The following is a 17,814-nucleotide window of genomic DNA, read 5'->3' as shown; positions in this document are numbered from 1 at the left end:
CCGGCTCAGGACAAGCCGCTCAGCCAGTCTGTGCGATTTGTTGCTCCTGCTTGACCAGAGTCAGGACGGTGACTTCAGGGGGACAAAATAAACGGCCTGGATAGTAGGTGCCCAGGCCGCGATTTACATACAGGGTGTTAGAGCCAATCTGATGAAAGCCCTGGGACCATTCCCAGTGATGAATGACCTTCTTCCCAGAGATCTGGATGCAGGGTAGCCAGTGTCGCAGATCTTTGGGAAACAGATCCATGACAGAAGTGGCATAAGCCGGTAATGGTTGCATACCAGGCAAGACGATCTGACCCCCATGGGTATGGCCAGAGAGTTGCAGGTCAACCCGCCAGCGTTTCAGTTTCATGGCGCTATCCGGATTGTGGGACAGGACGATCCGAGGCAGGTGCGATGGCAGTCGATCGAAGACGGGTGCAGGATCAAACTCTGGGGACCAGAAATCTGCTAACCCCACGATCGCGAGCTCACCCGACCCTGGATAGGCAATGTCGTTCCAGAGCACTGTGATGCCGATACTTTGTAGGGCTGTGGTAATTTCCCGCCGCGATCGGGGATAGTACAGGTCATGGTTGCCTAACACGGCATAGATTCCAAGCTGGCTCTGAAGCAGCTTGAGCCGTTGGATCAGCAGGTGGATCGGGTTGGGTAAATCTGTCACGAAGTCTCCGGTCAGGAAGACCAGAAGGGGCTTCATTGCATTAGTGGCTGCAATGGCCTCTGCCAGCAAGGATTCCGAGAGACGCACACCGTCGTAGTGAAAGTCGGAGAGTTGAACAACTCTGGCCCCCTGCCAGGTCTGGGGCAAATCCATGATTGGAACCGTCATCTGTTCAACACTCAAGGGGCCTGTCAGAAGCCTGTGCATTCCCTATGTCTCCGTCTCAGCCCTATCAGTCCCAGTCTACTGACGTTATTTTAACCTTGCCTGCACTGCTCCCTTCTCCCCGGAATTGACCGGATTGACCAGGGGCCAGATTGACCGGTTGAACGATCGCAAATCCGGTGGTGATTTTGTTATCGGCCCCGACGATCTGATAGTTCACGATGATGGACTTAGCGGTTCTGCCGGTATTGTTTTGCACCCGGCCAACAATGCTGTTGCCGGAGCGTCCGAGCTGAACAACAGCGACATCAGGCTCTTGCGTCTCGGCGGAGTTTTGGGGGGAGACCTCTGAAACCGGTAACTCCTGGACCGGCATCGTCAGGAGTTGCTGATTACCACACAGACTGGACAAATTTAAGGCGGTGCCATTGCTGAGTCGCATGTAGCAGAGAAGGTTTTCAGCCTCTTGAGGAGTGGTGTCTGGATAGTCGCCAAAGGGAGTGGAGATGGACGCCAGAGCTGCTGTCGTGCAACAGGATAGCCCGACTAAACTGGCGATGAGGACGGGTATGGTTGGTTTCAGCATAGTTCTCAGTAACCCATAAGGATGAGGAGTGGCGGGTAGATCTTTGGGTTCCCATTATTTTTCCGGTCATTATTGGCTGAAACCGGAGTAGATCTGGATTGTATGCAATATCCGCAAGAGTTGGCTTGGAGTACCATCTAAACAGCCCAGGATTAAGGAGCAACCCCATGGAATTTGTGACACCAGTGCAAAAATCTTGCTATGAGAAAATCAAGCCCTGGATGGAAGAACTGTTTCAAGATGCCATCCTGACGATGAACGATCGAGAACCGTTGTTTACCGTTAACTTTGGTTCAGCTTCGGCATTTACAGAAGTTGTTCCCTGGGGGGAAACGGAGGCGATCGTGGTCACCCAGGCCTGTGTGGTTACCAATATTGAAATTACGCCTGACTTGATGTACTACTTGCTGCGAGAGAATGACAGTCTCTACTTCGGCAGATTCTCGATTGACAGCCAGGATGATGTCATGTTTGAGCACAGTCTTGTGGGTTCCACCTGCGATAAGCAAGAGCTGAAAACCTCGGTTATTACCGTGATCAAATTTGCCGATGAGTATGATGACAAGATTGTGGCGAAGTGGGGAGGCCAGCGAGCCCTCGATCGTCAGCTCGTCCCTGCACCCCTGGGTGAAGATGAGACGGAAGAGGCTTAGTATTAAAAACTATTAAGAAGAACCTTAGAGTGTGAACTCAATGCCGGAAAATGATTCCGGTGGGTGGCTGAGAATACTCTGCCCTGAACCTCTTTTCCAAAAATCAGAGGGGGTATAAATACCCCGGTTTTACATCTTGGAGGAACTGATCAATGAGTATCGTCACGAAATCAATCGTGAATGCTGATGCTGAAGCTCGTTATCTGAGCCCAGGCGAACTGGACCGGATCAAAGGCTTCGTTTCTACCGGTGAGCGCCGTCTTCGGATTGCTCAGGTTCTGACCGAGTCTCGTGAGCGCATCGTGAAGCAAGCTGGTGACCAACTGTTCCAGAAGCGCCCTGATGTGGTTTCCCCCGGTGGCAACGCTTACGGTGAAGAAATGACTGCAACCTGTCTGCGTGACCTGGACTACTACCTGCGTCTCGTGACCTACGGTGTTGTGGCTGGCGACGTGACCCCGATCGAAGAAATCGGTATCGTGGGTGTTCGTGAAATGTACAAATCCCTGGGTACCCCCATCGACGCTATCGTTGAAGGCGTTCGGGCTATGAAGAGCGTGGCTTCTTCCCTGCTGTCTGGTGAAGATGCTGCTGAAGCTGGCTCCTACTTCGACTACGTCATTGGTGCAATGCAGTAGGGTGTTAACCTGCCTCAAGGTCAACAATCCAGACTACATAACTTTAAGGAAGTAAAAACATGCAAGACGCAATCACTGCTGTTATCAATTCATCTGACGTTCAAGGTAAGTATTTAGACTCCTCCGCTTTAGATAAGCTGAAAGCTTATTTCTCCACTGGTGAACTGCGGGTTCGTGCAGCTACCGCGATCAGCGCTAACGCGGCTGCGATCGTTAAAGAAGCTGTGGCTAAGTCCCTGCTGTACTCTGACATCACCCGTCCCGGTGGCAACATGTACACCACCCGTCGCTATGCTGCTTGCATCCGCGACTTGGACTACTACCTCCGTTATGCCACCTATGCCATGCTGGCTGGCGACCCCTCCATCCTGGATGAGCGGGTTCTGAACGGTCTGAAAGAGACCTACAACTCCCTGGGTGTACCCGTTGGTGCTACTGTCCAGGCTATCCAAGCCATCAAAGAAGTGACTGCCAGCTTGGTAGGCGCTGATGCTGGTAAGGAAATGGGTGTTTACCTCGACTACATCTGCTCTGGCTTGAGCTAGATCTGCGAGTTATGGGTTCTGGGGCTGAGGGTTGGTCTAATTGACCAAACGTGATGCTTAGGGCTCAAAACTGTTAAGTCTGAAGCCTGGGATGTCTTGAGTGAGTGCCATATTATTGCAGGCTTGTCTCATGACTTGTTTCATGACTAGATTGGTTTCAATAATCTGGCAGTGACTGAGATGTTCCAGGCTTTGGAATCATTATTAAGTTAATCCGTTGAGATCCTTGTCATTTTTCTGGCTCAGTTTGGGAGAGATTAGCCATGCGCATGTTTAAGATTACTGCTTGTGTTCCAAGTCAAACTCGCATCCGCACCCAGCGTGAACTGCAGAATACCTACTTCACCAAGCTGGTTCCCTTCGAAAACTGGTTTCGTGAGCAGCAGCGGATCATGAAAATGGGCGGCAAGATTGTTAAGGTTGAGCTGGCTACCGGTCGTCCTGGTGCGAATACTGGTTTGGCATAAAATTCTCTATTTCCGAGCGACAATTAGCTGTGGAAGAGGTCCAAAATGGCCTCTTTTTCACTTTTGGGCTTTTTGACAGGAGTGTTCGTCAACCGTTGTGCCAGGAAGGACCTGTCTGGCGGGTCGGAGGCTACACTGAAAATGTCAATTCGTCAGGAAGCTCTGTGATGCAAACCACAACGCTGGGGGCCAATGGCCCGACTGTACCTGCGCTCTGCTTAGGAACCTGGGCTTGGGGAGACAAGTTATTTTGGAGTTACGGCAAAGACTATGGGGCTGCCGAAGTCAGGCAGGCTTTTGATGCAGCTGTTCATGCCGGGTTGACCTTCTTTGATACGGCTGAAGTCTATGGTCCAGGCACCTCGGAACAGTTGCTGGGGCAGTTTGTCAAGGAGACAGGAGCCACGGTACAAATTGCCACCAAGTATGGTCCCCTGCCCTGGCGACTCTCAGGGCAGGCCGTCAAAATCGCCCTGAGCAAAAGTCTGGAGCGATTGCAGGCCAAACAGATTCTGCTCTATCAGATCCACTGGCCCTTTGCGTTTCTGACAAGTCAGAAAACCCTGATGAATGCCCTAGCCGATGAGGTGAAGTTGGGGCGCACGATCGCAGTGGGAGTGAGCAATTATTCCGCTGCTCAGATGCGGGAAGCTCACCAAATTCTGGCCGATCGGGGAGTGCGCTTGGCCTCCAACCAGGTCCGGTATTCCCTGCTCAGTCGTCAGGTGGAGAGCCAGGGCACGATCGCGGCAGCCCGCGATCTGGGGGTGACGATCCTGGCCTACAGCCCTCTAGCCCAGGGATTATTGACCGGCAAGTATACGGCCTATTCCAAGCCTCCAGCAGGGGCTCGTCAGTTTGATACCCGGTTTGGTCGGGAAGGGATGGACAAGATTGCCCCCGTGACCCGGTTGTTGCGGCAGATCGCCGACCTCTATGGGAAAACCCCCGCTCAGGTGGCTCTCAACTGGCTGATCGCCCAGGGGAACGTGATTCCGATCGTTGGGATAAAAACGGCAGAGCAGGTGCGTCAGAATCTGGGATGCCTGAAGTGGAAAATGACTGCTGAGGAACTGGAAAATCTGGAGAGGGCCAGCCGCCCCTGGTTGAATTAGTATGGCAATTGCCTACTGGGGGATGCACTGTCTGGTCTGTAGGTTGCTGATCGGGTTTCTGCTAGTGGAACCCACCCGTCGCGGCGACTGGTTGTTTGATTAGGAGGACAGGGGCATGCAATCACTGATCCGCTGGTCCATCCTGCCCATTCTGCTGATCGGGGAAGGGAGCTATTTTGTGGCCTTCCTGGGAGCCCAGGTCTGGTTTACGGGGACCAGTTCCGGAATGTATGCCACCCGCCTGATCTGCCAGAACAGTTGGGATCTTATTTTTCTCCTGGATTCTGTGGTGCTGAATGGGGTGATCCTGGTGATCTGGATCGCCCGCCATCGCACCCCCTGGATTAACCGCCTGCGGCTGCTGTGTCTCTGTCATATCGCAGTCTTACGATTTTGGGCCATACAGGCTTCTACCGAGATCGTGGTGAAGCCCTTTGTGCCCTGACGGGATCACCTGCACCTAGGGGGGCATTTGGCCGAAACATCGTCATTACTACCCTCATCCCTGCTCCTCAGGGGAGAAAGAGAGCCTGATTGAAGTCCCTCGCCCAGAGGGAGAGGGATTTAGGGTGAGGCCAGTAATGGCCACAATTCAGGCCAATGACCCACTAGGGATGATTGCTTTCCCGGGGATAGGCACAGGAGCTGACTAGATTCCGATCTACGATCGCATCTTTCGTCCAGAGGCGACAGCCCCCTAGACCCGATTTCGGATTGCCGCGATATTCAATGTCTGGCACCCAGACAGTTAGCGATCGGTCTTCCCCAATCCAGTACAGGTAGTCTGCCTTGGCTTTAAACCCTACGCCAACTTTGAGGTTAGAAAAGTCATCTTCACAGCTCTCAAACCCGAACCGAACAATAATTTGAGCCACCAGGCATTCAGGGGTATCGTGGGTTTCTCCAGAGCTATCCCGCTCCTGCCAGAACTTCTCTAAAAAAGGCTCTAGAACAGGCATGACCCTGGCTGGGCTGCCGTTACGACTGGCGAAAATGATAGCAGGATTTCCTTCAACGATGATATGGCAAGACGTATTCATGACCACTCTGAGTAGAACTGAAATAGGGTGAGCTGGCTGACCGGGGGCGTTTTATCGACGCCTGTGGAGAGAATGGGCAGTGCGATCGTAGTGAAACTAACTGCTCTTTTCCCAAGATTAGCAGTCGCTGCAGTGACCCGTCCTTCAGATTTTACATCCCCCTGCCTGGTGAGTTCTGGGATTTGGGTAGCAATTATAACCTGGATGCTGCGCCTGACGCTGGATGGGCCAGGGGCTAGACTGTTAGCAAGTGGTTTTCTTCTGGGGAGAATGTCTGGATGCGTCTGCGTTGTCTCTCGTCCTATCTGATGGCGGTGTTGGGCTGTAGCTTCTTGCTGCATAGTGCTTCCATCCCTGATCTGGGACTTTCGTTTCCCGCCCAGGCGCAGTCGATGACCGATCGGAAAGCCGAGGCCGATCGCCTGTTGCAGGCAGGGGTGGCGGAACTCTGGCAATGGTACATGAACCCCTACCGGGCAGATCGGAAATCCTTGCCCTCACCCCAGAAGCTGGAGCGCGCCCTGGCTCTGTACCAGGAATTGAAAGACCGTCCCGGTGAAGTGGAGGCATTTACCCAGTTGCAGATGCTGCTGTTGTTGCGCCAGGAGACGGCCAGAGCGATCGAGGGAGCCCAGCAGCGTCTGGCCCGCGCCCGTCAGCCGGGAGGTAACCGCAGTGAAGAAGCCTATGCTTTGAAGGTTTTGGGAGATGCCTATGGTGCAGCAGGGGACTCCGCCCAGGCTATCCAGTCCTATCAACAAAGTCTGACGGCTAATCAGGGGCTGACGGATGCCTTGGCTCCCTGGCGTGAGACTGTGGTTTGGAGCGGATTGGGCATAATTGCCTTGCGGCAGCAAAAGTATCCCCAGGCGATCGAGTATTTCCAGAAAGAAGTGCAAGCTAATCAGCGCTGGCAGCAGTTTACTGTGCCCACCGGATCATTCCCTGGCTTGAAGCCAGTCCAGCCACCAGCGGCATCTCCCCAGTTGGGCTATGCCCTCTACAAGGCAGGGCGGCTGGCAGAAGCCCAGACCGTGCTGCAGCAATGGTTGAACTTTGCCAATGCCATGCCCTCCTTACCTTTTGGGGGCTTTGCCTCCAGTAGGATTGACTCCTTGACAACGGCGATCGGGTCCGGGGGAAGCAGCGACATTCTGGAACTGCTCCTAGTGACATCTGGCAACCCAGAGCAGGCCCTGGAAGTGTCGGAGCAGAAGCGGGCCCGTGCCCTGGCTAACTTACTGAATCGGCGCAAGTGGTTAGCGGTGATGCAACAGCAACCGGCTCGGCAGACTGCTGCTGCCCCAACAGGCAGCCGGGGAGTCGGGGGGCAAACCTGTCGTAATGGGATATGCCAGCCTTTGAAAGGAACCTGGCGGGAGCGACGGCAGCCTACCATCCATAAAATTTGTCTGAATGGGGTCTGTAAGATGGCGCAGGGAACGCAGGTGGTTCGAGAATTTGTCCCGGACCCGGATCAGGGGCTGGTAGACCTCTCCCTGGCGCTCTCTTACTATGGACAACTCCTGTCAGGCACTCCCCTGGATCCCCCCCTGGATGTGAGCCGCATGCAGCAGGTGGCCAAAACCCGTCAGGCTACTCTGGTGCAATACTCCATCCTGCAGCCTGATCTGGAGGCGAATTTGCAGCCTGCTCCGCCAACGGACCTGGTGATTTATGTGGTGCAACCCACGGGGAAGATTACGGTCCGTCGGATGGACCTGAAACCCTTGGCGCAGCAGAGGACCTCCCTGGCGCGTCTGGTGGCCCAGGGTCAGATCGCGATCGGCGTCAGGAACCGGGGAGCGCAGTTTCAGGAGAGTCCCGCGATCGGGAACGAACCGTTCCCCCAGATCCAGCAGCCGGATTTGCAACAGTTGCATCGATGGTTGATTGCGCCGATCGCGGATCTGCTGCCGTCCAATCCCCAGGACCGGGTGATTGTGATTCCCCAGGGGGATCTGTTCCTGGTGCCCTTTGCCGCGTTACAGGATCCCGCCGGGACCTATTTGATTCAGCGCCATACCCTGATCATAGCCCCCTCCATTCAGGTGCTGACCCTGACGGAACAATTGCGCCGCAATCAGGCCCAGTCCTTCCAGGGGGATGTGCTGATCGTGGGCAATCCCACCATGCCGAAAGTGGTCCTGACGCCCAATACGGCAGCCCAACAGTTGACCCAGCTACCAGGGGCCGAAAAAGAGGCGATCGCGATCGGCAAACTGTTGCAAACCCCCCCGCTGTTAGGGGCACAGGCGACTAAAAAGGCTGTGCTCCAGCGCCTGTCTCAGGCTCGCATCATTCACCTGGCCACCCATGGCTTGCTCTATGAGACGACAGCCTCTGGCATTCCTGGTGTGATAGCCCTGGCTTCCCAGGGACAGGACAGCGGCTTGCTCACTGCGGATGAAATCTTTGATCTGAAGCTGCAGGCTGAACTGGTGGTGCTGAGTGCCTGTGATACCGGTGGGGGGATCATTACCGGCGAAGGGGTGATTGGATTGTCCCGATCGCTGCTGGCTGCTGGGGTGCCCACGGTGGTGGTCTCCCTCTGGAAAGTTCCAGATGGCCCCACAGCGGAGTTGATGACCCGCTTCTACCGGAACTTGCAGACCCAACCGGATAAGGCGCAGGCGTTACGGCAGGCGATGCTGGCCACGATGAAAGACTATCCCGATCCGAAAGCCTGGGCTGGGTTCATCCTGATTGGTGAAGCAAACTGATCGATCCGCTGGCCTGATTCATCTGGCCAGGTCCCAATACTGTGAGGAGAAAAATCGATATGAGCAAGTTCTGTTACGGATTTTGGGCGGTATTGTTGTTCAGTCCCATGGTCTTGGCCCAGCCCAGCAGTTTTACCCCTCCCCCCAGGCTGCTGTTTCCAGACATCGGAGATGTGTTAGACAATGGTTGCCAAAACCTGCGGAGTGGAATTTACTGGACTTTTATCTGGTCGCCAGTGCCGAATGCCACCGCCTATCACTTGTATGTGAAAGGATCCAATGCGACCAGTCCAGTGATCAATAATGCCAATATTCGTCTTCCGGAGTATATCGATAAACAGTCCGGCAGTTACATCATCGATCGCAATCGCCTCGGATGGCGTTGGAAGGTCAGGGCTAAAGTCAATGGCCAGTGGACGGCCTGGAGTGAGGAAAGGCAATTTGATGTGGAGCCTTTAAACGCAGATTGCCGTTAGGGTGTGAGTCGTATTGCTGACTACTTCCAGCCCTGCTGAAATAAGGTTAATTGGAAGTGGCCTTAGAGTGACCTTTCCTGGTTGGCTTGCGTCGGCCTGGAACCGATCGCTATCATAAAATTTCATCCGATAGGAGTCCTGCGAGTGAATGCTGCTGAACAGGCGACAAACCTTCGAGCTGCCAGTAAGATTGCTAGCGTTGTGGGGCTATTTAAGGCCAAATTTCAAGATGTTCGTTCTGATTTAAAGCCCTGGATGAATGATCCTGATACACGGGATCTGGTCGATCCTGATTCGATCGACATCGGCTTTCATTTCCCTGGCCGATCGCGGCGGTTTCAGAGCCGGAGTATTTTGGTGCAGATTCGTCTGGCTGATGATCCGGTGCATCCTGAGGAGTGCCGAGCGATTGGGGTTGAACTAGCCGGGTTTGACCATACCGGCAAGCAATGGCAACTCTCGACGATTGGCCAATGGGATTTTGAGGGAAAAACCTGTCCGGCAGAGGAAGCCGCTCATGAGCTAAAGTCTTTCTGTAGACAGGTACTGGAGATTTTTGATGGCTCTTGATGGGCAACCCAAATTCCTGCTGGTGGATGGGCATTCCCTGGCGTTTCGCTCCTACTATGCCTATGCCAAGGGTCGGGATGGGGGCCTGCGCACCAAAACGGGAATTCCAACCAGTGTCAGCTTTGGATTTCTCAAAGCACTGTTTGAGATGGTCGAGGCAGAAAAACCCACCCATCTGGCGATCGCCTTCGATCGGGGGGAACCCACCTTCCGCCATGAAGTGGATGAAACCTACAAGGAGGGGCGACCAGAAACTCCAGAGGATTTTTTACCCGATCTGGAAAACCTCCAGGCCGTTTTACAGAGTCTGAATCTGGCCGTGGTTACCGTGGCCGGGTACGAAGCCGATGACATCATTGGCACGCTGGCCCGACGGGCGGGAACTCAGGGATGCCAGGTCAGGATTCTGAGTGGCGATCAGGACTTGTTTCAATTGATTGCTTTGAATCTGGGTATCACCGTCTTGCATCTGAGTGGGGCAGTCTATGGTCAAAGAACTACGACCGGCCCCATAGAATATGATGCCGATCGGGTGCAGGCCAAACTGGGGGTGCTTCCGGCTCAGGTGGTGGACTACAAGGCGTTGTGTGGAGATGCCTCTGACAATATCCCTGGTGTAAAGGGTATTGGGGCCAAGACTGCCGTGCAGTTGTTGCAGACCTATGGCTCTCTGGAGCAGATCTATGCTTCCCTGGATCAGATCAAAGGGGCGGTGAAGCAAAAATTGGAGGCTGGAAAGGATGCGGCGCGCCATTCCCAGTACATGGCTCAGATTTTTCTGAATGTGCCTCTGGAAATGGAGCTAGAGAATTACCGATTGCAGGGGTTTGATCAGGCCGCCATCACGCCCTGGTTAGAAAAACTGGAACTGCGCTCCTTCCTGAAACAGGTGGGTCGTTGGCAGCACCTGCTGGGGGGGACGATCGAAGGTCCGGCGGAAGATGTCGCTGCAGGCCCAACCGAAGCTGCTGTGATCCAGCCCAATCAGGCCGCTGTTATCCCCGAAAGCGAGGATCTGTGGTTTTTCAGTGCTGAGGAAACGGATGCCGCCGAGGTGGTTCCCGTGGTGGCGATCGCACCCCAGATCATTGATACTCCGGCCAAGCTGACGGACCTGATCAACCGGCTCCGCACCCATACCGATCGGGCTCAGCCTGTGGCCTGGGACACGGAAACCACGGCCCTGGAACCTCGTGATGCCGATCTGGTGGGCATCGGCTGTTGTTGGGGACCGGCGCTTTCTGACCTGGCCTACATTCCCCTGGGGCATCGTCAGGGTTCCATGTTGGATCAGGCTCTGGTTCTGGACAGCCTGCGCCCCATTCTGGAGAGCGCCGATTATCCCAAAGTGTTGCAAAATGCCAAGTTCGATCGTCTGGTGTTGCGCTGCCAGGGAATTCACATAGCTGGGGTCTGTTTTGACACGATGCTGGCCAGTTATGTGCTGAATCCGGAGGGAAGCCATAATCTGAGTGACCTGAGTCTGCGTTATCTGGGGTTTAGTGGCACGAGCTACGAAGATCTGGTGCCGAAAGGGAAGACGATCGCCGATCTGACCATTCCGGCAGTGGCCAACTATTGCGGTATGGATGTCTACTGTACCTTCCATCTGGTGCCGAAGTTGCGGGCCGATTTGGATGCCGTACCGTCGATCCATCGTCTGTTGCTGGAGGTGGAGCAACCCCTGGAGTCAGTTCTGGCCGAGATGGAGTACTGCGGCATTCGCATTGATCAGGCATACCTGCGGGAGTTTTCCCAAAACTTGGAGCAGGATCTCCAGGCGATCGAGCAACGGGCCTATGAGTCTGCTGGGGAAACCTTCAACCTGGCGTCCCCAAAACAGTTAGGAGAACTGTTGTTTGAGAAGCTGGGCCTCGATCGACGCAAATCTCGCAAGACCAAGACCGGCTACTCCACGGATGCTGCCACCCTGGAGAAGTTGCAGGGGGATCATCCGGTTGTGGATGCGGTACTGGAATATCGCACTTTGGCTAAGCTGAAGTCTACCTATGTGGATGCCCTGCCCCTGTTGGTCCGTCCAGATACGCAACGGGTCCACACGGATTTCAACCAGGCGGTTACAGCCACAGGACGGCTCTCGTCCTCCAATCCCAACCTGCAGAATATCCCCATTCGCACGGCCTTCAGCCGTCAGATTCGCAAAGCGTTTATCCCGGAACCCAGTTGGATTCTGGCGGCGGCTGACTACTCCCAGATCGAGCTGCGGATTCTGGCCCATCTGTCCCAGGAACCGGTGCTGCTCGAAACTTACCAGCAGAACCAGGATGTGCATACCCTGACGGCCCGTTTGTTGCTGGAGAAGGAGGAGATTTCCAGTGAGGAACGGCGTCTGGGTAAGATCATCAACTTTGGCGTCATCTATGGGATGGGAGCCCAGCGTTTTGCTCGGGAATCCGGTGTGGCCCCAGCAGATGCCAAAGTGTTTATCGAACGCTTCAACCAGCGCTATCCCAGGGTCTTTGCCTATCTGCAACAAATGCAGCGGCAGGCGATCGCCCAGGGCTATGTGGAAACCATTCTGGGGCGTCGGCGTTATTTCAACTTCACGAGTGAGGCGATCCGCCGCTTGCGGGGGCGAGATCCGGCGGACATTAACCTGGATCAGGTCAAGACCCGCGATCAGTATGATGCCGGTCTCCTGAGAGCTGCCGCAAATGCACCGATTCAGGGCTCCAGTGCCGATATTATTAAAATTGCCATGGTTCGTTTGCAGAATATTCTGGCGGAGCATGAGGCCCACCTGTTGTTGCAGGTCCATGATGAACTGGTGTTTGAGATGGTCCCGACGGAGTGGGAGACCCTGGCCCCGCGCATTCAGCAGACCATGGAAGAGGCCGTCAGTCTTTCGATTCCCCTGGTGGCTGAAATTAGATCGGGCCAAAATTGGATGGAAACCAAGTGATATTCTATGGACTAAGCTGCCCAGTGGAGTGGTGAGAAATGCAAACCAAGCAACGCTATTACACTCCAGAAGAATATTTGGTGCAAGAAGACGTTGCGGCGTTTCGCAACGAATACCGAGATGGAGAAATTGTGCCAATGACCGGTGGCTCAATCAATCACAACCAGATTGCGGGCAATGTCTACGCTTTTTTGAAGTTTATGCTTCGCAAGACAGAGTTCAAGCCATACATCGGTGATTTGCGACTCTGGATTCCTCGATATCGGCAGTATACTTATCCGGATGTATTGCTAATTAAAGGTCAGCCTGTTTTTCAAGATCAACGTACAGATACGATTTTGAATCCCTGCTTAATGATTGAGGTTTTATCCAAGTCCACCAAAGATTATGATCGGACTGATAAATTTCGTTATTACCGCTCCATTCCAGAGTTTCAGGAATACGTGCTGATTAATCAGTACGAAATTGGGATTGAGCATTATACAAAGGTTGAAGGGAATTCATGGCTATTTCGAGCCTACGAAGCGGATACTGAGACAATGCTTTTTGCTTCTCTTAACCTTGAAATGACCGTTTTAGATATCTATGAAAATGTCAACTTTAACCTGGGTGACATAGAGGGATAAAACCTATTTTTAGAGACAGTTATGCAACCCGTTTTTAGAGATACGATCGCGTGGCAGCAGGCTGAAGTTTTGATGCAACCGGCTTTCATCCGCGTCATTGATAACATTCGCAAGCAACTGGATCTTTCGACCTGGAAAGGCACGTACCAGACCGTGGAGGTCTGGCCGCCAGGAACCACGGAGGAGATCAAGGCTGCTGTGGCGGAGTTGCGTCAGCGTCTGGACAGTGCGACCCCGGAGCAGACGGAGGAAATTCAGGAGATCCTGGTCCGCTTACCAGCTCCCCATCCCGGCTATGAATTGTGCCTGGAACAGCAAGGGCATCGGTGGGTGGTCGATCTCTGGGATCTCTGCTACCAGGTCTGTTTCCGAAACTATGTCCCAGGCCAGTCAGCCCCGGTTGAGATTGATCACACCCTGATGGATGAAACGGGCCAGGTGGACTGGCAAATTCTGGATGACAAAACGAAGTCTTTGGTGGAAGCAATTTTTGCCAAGTTGCCAGGTTAAGCTGTCATTAGTCACTGGATTCATCCCCTCTGGGGAGGGGTGGCCCACAGGGCCGGGGGGTGGTTGGATGAGTCATGGGTCATTGGGTATGATGCAGGATTTACGAGGAGTCCAGGTGGCAGCAGGAGCAGTATTGGGTCCAGCCAGTCAGCCCCTCAGTTTTGGCAATGATGCGATCGCCCTGGATAGTGCCCGAACCGGGGTCAGTCTCTACGATCGCTCCCACTGGGGGCTCATTCAGGTCGGGGGTGACGATCGCATCCGCTACTTGCACAACCAGAGCACCAACGATTTCTACCAGCTTCAGCCCGGTCAGGGATGTGAGACGGTCTTTGTCACCTCGACGGCCCGCACCATTGACCTAGCCACGGCCTATGTGCTGGCAGATGGGGTGCTGCTGCTGGTGTCACCAGGGCAGAATGGCAAGCTGATGGCTTGGCTCGATCGATACATTTTTGGGGCTGATCGGGTGACCTTAACAGACCTGACTGGCACGATGGCGATCTTTAACCTGATTGGCCCTGCGAGTCAGGATCTCCTGACAAAATTGGGCATTGCCGTGCTGGGCGGACAGCCGGAAGCCAGCCACCGGGAGATGACGATCGCGGGGGTGCCGGTGCGGCTGGCGAGCGGGACGGGGCTGGCGATCGCGGGCTACACGCTGATGACGGCAGCCGCCGATGGGGCCATCCTCTGGCAGGCTCTGCAGGCTGCGGGGGCTGTGCCGATGGGGGAGCAGGTCTGGGAGCAACTGCGGATTGAGCAGGGACGACCCTTGCCAGGCCGGGAACTGACGGAAGACTACAATCCCCTGGAGGCGGGATTGTGGCCCACCATCTCCTTTACCAAGGGCTGTTATATCGGGCAAGAAACGATCGCCCGCCTCAACACTTACCAGGGTGTGAAGCAGCGGCTCTGGGGGGTGCGTTTGAGCAGTTTTGCGGAATCGGGGGCGGTTCTGATGGTAGAGGAAGATAAGGTCGGCAAACTCACCAGTGTGATCCAAACTGAAACGGGTCCCTTGGGGCTGGCCTATGTTCGGACAAAAGCAGGTGGAAGCGGCCTCCAGGTGCGTGTTTTGTCGCCCCAGGCAGATGCCGAGCCGATCCAGGGCGAACTCGTGGCCGTTCCCTTTCTGACTCACCCGCTGGAGCAAGACGAAAAAGGCTAATCAGGTTACTCGGATGGACGAGTTATACAATAACCTGTAAGCATGTGAGACCCGCTGCCTCTGAAAGTCAGGCAGTTATTGTTTCAGCGAGGAAGGCTCAGGTGAGCACGTTACTCCGTGTTCTAGTCATTGAAGATTCAAAATCAGACTTTGCGTTGATTCAAGATGAATTGCAACGCAGCGGTTATACCCCCACTTACGGATGGGTTGCTACAGCGACGGGGGTGCCAGCAGCGCTTGATCAGGAAAACTGGGACCTGATCATTGTGGATTACTTAATGCCGAATCTGAATGAGAAACGGATTCTGAAATTGCTGGATCAGCGGGATCTGGATATCCCTGTGGTGGTTGTCTCCTGCAACATCAGTGAAGATCATTCCGTATCAGTGATTAAAGCGGGTGCACCAGATTCCCTGGCGGAAAAGCACCTAGCCCGTCTGGCTCCTACCGTGGACCGGGAACTGCGAGAAGCAGAAATGCGCTCGATTAAACGGCATACGGCAGAAACACTGCAGGAAAGCGAAGCCAACCTGCTGGCCCTGATTGAAAATACCCAGGATGTCGTCTGGTCGATCGATGTGGAGTGCCGACTGATTACGTTCAACTCCAACTTTCGCAAACTCTTCTTCACGACCTTTAAGACCCGACCGTCCAAAGGGGTGAATCTGGTGACTTCCTTACCCCTGGAATATCAGGCACGCTGGCGCGGCTATTACGATCGAGTGCTAGAAGGGGAGCGGTTTTCGATCGAGGCCAACTACCCCTTCAGCCGTCGATCGATTGACTTTGAGATTTCTTTTAACCCCATTTGCACGAAAGAAGGCCGGATTAAGGGGGCAGCGGTTTTTGGGCGAGATATTACCGATCGCAAACGGGCGGAAGAGGCCCTGCACCAGGCGAAGGATCAGTTGCAGGCGGTGCTGGATGCCGTTCCTGGGGCAGTGTCCTGGTTTAGTGCCGATGGCACCTATCTGGGGATTAATCGCTATCTGGCGGCCACGTTTAATCTGCAGCCGGAAGATTTTATTGGCAAAAAGATTGGCTTCCTGGAAAGTAGCGGGGGGCTGGGGGAATTCCTGGATCGGTTCTTTGAGAGTTCTTTGAAAGAAAGCTCTGTCGAGTTAATTGCCCATGTTCGAGGGGTGCCCCGTTACTACCTGATGGTGGCTCAGAAATATTACCAAGACCAGGCTGCCGTCTTTATCGGCATTGATATTACCGATCGTAAACAGGTGGAGGAGGCCCTGCGGGAAAGCCAGGAACGGTATGCCTTGGCCGTTCAGGGGGCCAATGATGGTCTATGGGACTGGAATCTCAGAACCAATGAGGTCTATTTCAGTCCGCGCTGGAAAACCATGCTGGGCTGTCAGGAAGGGGAGGTGGGCAATAGCCCTGAAGAATGGTTCAGTCGGGTGCATCCCGATGATCTGGAGCGGCTGAAGGCCCAGATTGGCCTACACCTGGATGGGAACGTTCTCCATTTTGAGAGTGAGCATCGGATGTTGCACCGGGATGGGGGCGATCGCTGGATGCTGAACCGGGGATTGGCAGTACGGGATCGGGATGGCAAGGCGACCCGGATGGCGGGTTCTCTGACGGATATTACCGATCGCAAACGGGCCGAAGAGCAACTTCTGCATGATGCCCTGCATGACACCCTGACAGGTTTGCCGAATCGGGCCTTGTTGATTGACCGTCTGGGACAGGCGATCGAGCGCTCCAAACGATCGGGCAATTTGTTTGCCGTGCTGTTCCTGGATCTGGATCGGTTCAAAATCGTGAATGACAGCCTGGGGCACATGATTGGCGACAAACTGCTGGTCCAGTTTGCCCAGACGGTGCAGCCCTGCCTGAACCCTCGGGATACGGTGGCTCGGCTGGGCGGCGATGAATTTGTTATTCTCCTGGAGGATATTGCCTCGGTCAATGAAGCGACCCAGGTGGCTGAGAAGATCCATACTTCTCTGGAAATCCCCTTTAACATTAATGGGCATGAGGTGTTTACCACAGCCAGCATTGGCATTGCTCTGAGTGAGACGGGGTATGATCGCCCGGAGGATCTGCTGCGGGATGCGGACATTGCCATGTATCGGGCCAAATCTCTGGGACGAGCTCGCCATGAGGTCTTTGATACAGAAATGTATGCTCGTGCAGTCGAGCTCCTGATGCTGCAAAATGATCTGCGTTGGGCTGTGGAACGGCAGGAATTTCTGGTCTACTACCAGCCGATCGTCTCCCTGGTCACGGGTCAGATTGGGGGGTTTGAGGCGCTGGTGCGGTGGCAACATCCCCAGCGGGGGCTAATTCCCCCGGTGCAGTTTATTCCGGTGGCGGAAGAGACAGGGCTGATTGTGTCGATCGGGGCCTGGGTCCTGCGGGAAGCCTGCCATCAGATCTGTCGCTGGCAACGGGAGTTTCCCTCTGAGCCCCCCCTGACGATCAGCGTTAACCTCTCAGGACGACAATTTTCCCAGCCAGGATTGGTTCAGGAGGTGACGGATGTGCTGGCAGAAACTAACCTGAATCCTCGCTGCTTGAAACTGGAGATTACGGAAACGGTCGTGATGGAGAATACTGAGTCTGTGATTGCCACCCTGCGCCAACTGAAAGCCCTGGGGGTGCAACTCCAGATTGATGACTTTGGCACAGGCTATGCCTCCCTCAGTTATCTGCATCGCTTTCCGACAGACACCCTCAAAATTGATCAGTCGTTTGTCCGTCGCATTGGCAGCGAAGATAATAGCCTGGAGATTGTGCGGGCGATCGTCACCCTGGCCCACAGTCTGGGTATGACGGTGACTGCTGAAGGGGTGGAAACCGAAGCGCAAATGATTCAACTGCGGGCGATTCTCTGTGAGTACGGTCAGGGCTTTTTCTTCTCTAAAGCTGTGACCCGCGAAGATGCAGCGTTGTTGCTCCACCCTCGCAGATAAATA

Annotated in this window: 17 protein-coding genes; 14 read left to right on the top strand and 3 right to left on the bottom strand. The window is 54.4% G+C overall.

Translation table 11 applies throughout. The annotated features are described in order from the left end of the window. Positions 1-19 precede the first annotated feature (19 nt). Both BST81_RS05745 and BST81_RS05740 read right to left on the bottom strand, forming a co-directional pair. Positions 20-838, bottom strand: a complete 819-nt coding sequence (locus tag BST81_RS05745; protein ID WP_253188097.1) for a metallophosphoesterase — start codon at positions 836-838, stop codon at positions 20-22. Positions 839-902: 64 nt separating this feature from the next. Beyond that, complete coding sequence (locus tag BST81_RS05740) at positions 903-1,421, bottom strand: FxLYD domain-containing protein (protein ID WP_075597586.1); 519 nt, start codon at positions 1,419-1,421, stop codon at positions 903-905. Between the two features lie 167 nt (positions 1,422-1,588). On the opposite strand from BST81_RS05740, the gene BST81_RS05735 reads away from it, so the two are divergent. The 6 genes from BST81_RS05735 to BST81_RS05710 all read left to right on the top strand — a co-directional run bounded on the left by BST81_RS05735 (position 1,589) and on the right by BST81_RS05710 (position 5,284). Further along, a complete protein-coding gene (locus BST81_RS05735; protein ID WP_075597585.1) occupies positions 1,589-2,074 on the top strand; it encodes a YbjN domain-containing protein in 486 nt (161 codons plus the stop codon). A 152-nt stretch (positions 2,075-2,226) separates the two neighbouring features. Next, positions 2,227-2,712 (top strand): allophycocyanin subunit alpha, encoded by a 486-nt coding sequence (gene apcA, locus BST81_RS05730; RefSeq protein ID WP_075597584.1) that lies wholly within the window; start codon positions 2,227-2,229, stop codon positions 2,710-2,712. A 59-nt stretch (positions 2,713-2,771) separates the two neighbouring features. Continuing rightward, entirely contained in the window at positions 2,772-3,257 is a 486-nt protein-coding gene (gene apcB, locus BST81_RS05725) for an allophycocyanin subunit beta (protein ID WP_075597583.1), read from the top strand. A 263-nt stretch (positions 3,258-3,520) separates the two neighbouring features. Continuing rightward, positions 3,521-3,724, top strand: coding sequence for a phycobilisome linker polypeptide (locus tag BST81_RS05720; protein ID WP_075597582.1), 204 nt, complete (start codon positions 3,521-3,523; stop codon positions 3,722-3,724). A 167-nt stretch (positions 3,725-3,891) separates the two neighbouring features. Further along, a complete protein-coding gene (locus BST81_RS05715; protein ID WP_075597581.1) occupies positions 3,892-4,839 on the top strand; it encodes an aldo/keto reductase in 948 nt (315 codons plus the stop codon). A 115-nt stretch (positions 4,840-4,954) separates the two neighbouring features. Further along, complete coding sequence (locus BST81_RS05710; RefSeq protein ID WP_075597580.1) at positions 4,955-5,284, top strand: hypothetical protein; 330 nt, start codon at positions 4,955-4,957, stop codon at positions 5,282-5,284. A gap of 163 nt (positions 5,285-5,447) precedes the next feature. On the opposite strand, the gene BST81_RS05705 is transcribed toward BST81_RS05710, so the two are convergent. Next, on the bottom strand, positions 5,448-5,879 hold the full coding sequence (locus BST81_RS05705; RefSeq protein WP_075597579.1) for a histidine kinase: 432 nt from the start codon (positions 5,877-5,879) through the stop codon (positions 5,448-5,450). 278 nt (positions 5,880-6,157) lie between these two features. On the opposite strand from BST81_RS05705, the gene BST81_RS05700 reads away from it, so the two are divergent. From BST81_RS05700 to BST81_RS05665, 8 genes are all read left to right on the top strand, one after another. Continuing rightward, a complete protein-coding gene (locus tag BST81_RS05700; protein WP_075597578.1) occupies positions 6,158-8,602 on the top strand; it encodes a CHAT domain-containing tetratricopeptide repeat protein in 2,445 nt (814 codons plus the stop codon). 59 nt (positions 8,603-8,661) lie between these two features. After that, positions 8,662-9,078, top strand: a complete 417-nt coding sequence (locus BST81_RS05695) for a hypothetical protein (protein WP_075597577.1) — start codon at positions 8,662-8,664, stop codon at positions 9,076-9,078. A 144-nt stretch (positions 9,079-9,222) separates the two neighbouring features. Next, positions 9,223-9,648, top strand: a complete 426-nt coding sequence (locus BST81_RS05690; protein WP_075597576.1) for a hypothetical protein — start codon at positions 9,223-9,225, stop codon at positions 9,646-9,648. After that, positions 9,638-12,571 (top strand): DNA polymerase I, encoded by a 2,934-nt coding sequence (polA, locus tag BST81_RS05685; protein ID WP_075597575.1) that lies wholly within the window; start codon positions 9,638-9,640, stop codon positions 12,569-12,571. Before BST81_RS05690 ends, polA begins: the two co-directional genes overlap by 11 nt. Before the next feature lie 38 nt (positions 12,572-12,609). Next, positions 12,610-13,197: a Uma2 family endonuclease gene (locus BST81_RS05680; RefSeq protein WP_075597574.1), complete on the top strand. Its 588-nt coding sequence runs from the start codon at positions 12,610-12,612 to the stop codon at positions 13,195-13,197. A gap of 21 nt (positions 13,198-13,218) precedes the next feature. Then, complete coding sequence (locus BST81_RS05675; RefSeq protein WP_075597573.1) at positions 13,219-13,707, top strand: hypothetical protein; 489 nt, start codon at positions 13,219-13,221, stop codon at positions 13,705-13,707. Positions 13,708-13,795: 88 nt separating this feature from the next. Beyond that, positions 13,796-14,878, top strand: coding sequence for a folate-binding protein YgfZ (locus BST81_RS05670; protein ID WP_075597572.1), 1,083 nt, complete (start codon positions 13,796-13,798; stop codon positions 14,876-14,878). Between the two features lie 101 nt (positions 14,879-14,979). Further along, positions 14,980-17,811 carry an EAL domain-containing protein gene (locus BST81_RS05665; protein WP_075597571.1) on the top strand — a complete coding sequence of 944 codons (2,832 nt, stop codon included), beginning with the start codon at positions 14,980-14,982 and terminating at the stop codon, positions 17,809-17,811. Positions 17,812-17,814: the final 3 nt, after the last annotated feature.

Source organism: Leptolyngbya sp. 'hensonii' (genome assembly GCF_001939115.1).
Taxonomy (GTDB): Bacteria; Cyanobacteriota; Cyanobacteriia.
The sequence above is the reverse complement of the archived record's forward strand: the minus strand, read 5'-3'. Positions and strand labels throughout refer to the sequence as shown.

Excerpts from the sequence above, each read along its gene's own strand:
- BST81_RS05745 (WP_253188097.1), bottom strand. The coding sequence starts at position 838 with ATGACGGTTCCAATCATGGATTTGCCCCAGACCTGGCAGGGGGCCAGA.
- BST81_RS05740 (WP_075597586.1), bottom strand. The coding sequence starts at position 1,421 with ATGCTGAAACCAACCATACCCGTCCTCATCGCCAGTTTAGTCGGGCTA.
- BST81_RS05735 (WP_075597585.1), top strand. The coding sequence starts at position 1,589 with ATGGAATTTGTGACACCAGTGCAAAAATCTTGCTATGAGAAAATCAAG.
- apcA (WP_075597584.1), top strand. The coding sequence starts at position 2,227 with ATGAGTATCGTCACGAAATCAATCGTGAATGCTGATGCTGAAGCTCGT.
- apcB (WP_075597583.1), top strand. The coding sequence starts at position 2,772 with ATGCAAGACGCAATCACTGCTGTTATCAATTCATCTGACGTTCAAGGT.
- BST81_RS05720 (WP_075597582.1), top strand. The coding sequence starts at position 3,521 with ATGCGCATGTTTAAGATTACTGCTTGTGTTCCAAGTCAAACTCGCATC.
- BST81_RS05715 (WP_075597581.1), top strand. The coding sequence starts at position 3,892 with ATGCAAACCACAACGCTGGGGGCCAATGGCCCGACTGTACCTGCGCTC.
- BST81_RS05710 (WP_075597580.1), top strand. The coding sequence starts at position 4,955 with ATGCAATCACTGATCCGCTGGTCCATCCTGCCCATTCTGCTGATCGGG.
- BST81_RS05705 (WP_075597579.1), bottom strand. The coding sequence starts at position 5,879 with ATGAATACGTCTTGCCATATCATCGTTGAAGGAAATCCTGCTATCATT.
- BST81_RS05700 (WP_075597578.1), top strand. The coding sequence starts at position 6,158 with ATGCGTCTGCGTTGTCTCTCGTCCTATCTGATGGCGGTGTTGGGCTGT.
- BST81_RS05695 (WP_075597577.1), top strand. The coding sequence starts at position 8,662 with ATGAGCAAGTTCTGTTACGGATTTTGGGCGGTATTGTTGTTCAGTCCC.
- polA (WP_075597575.1), top strand. The coding sequence starts at position 9,638 with ATGGCTCTTGATGGGCAACCCAAATTCCTGCTGGTGGATGGGCATTCC.
- BST81_RS05680 (WP_075597574.1), top strand. The coding sequence starts at position 12,610 with ATGCAAACCAAGCAACGCTATTACACTCCAGAAGAATATTTGGTGCAA.
- BST81_RS05675 (WP_075597573.1), top strand. The coding sequence starts at position 13,219 with ATGCAACCCGTTTTTAGAGATACGATCGCGTGGCAGCAGGCTGAAGTT.
- BST81_RS05670 (WP_075597572.1), top strand. The coding sequence starts at position 13,796 with ATGATGCAGGATTTACGAGGAGTCCAGGTGGCAGCAGGAGCAGTATTG.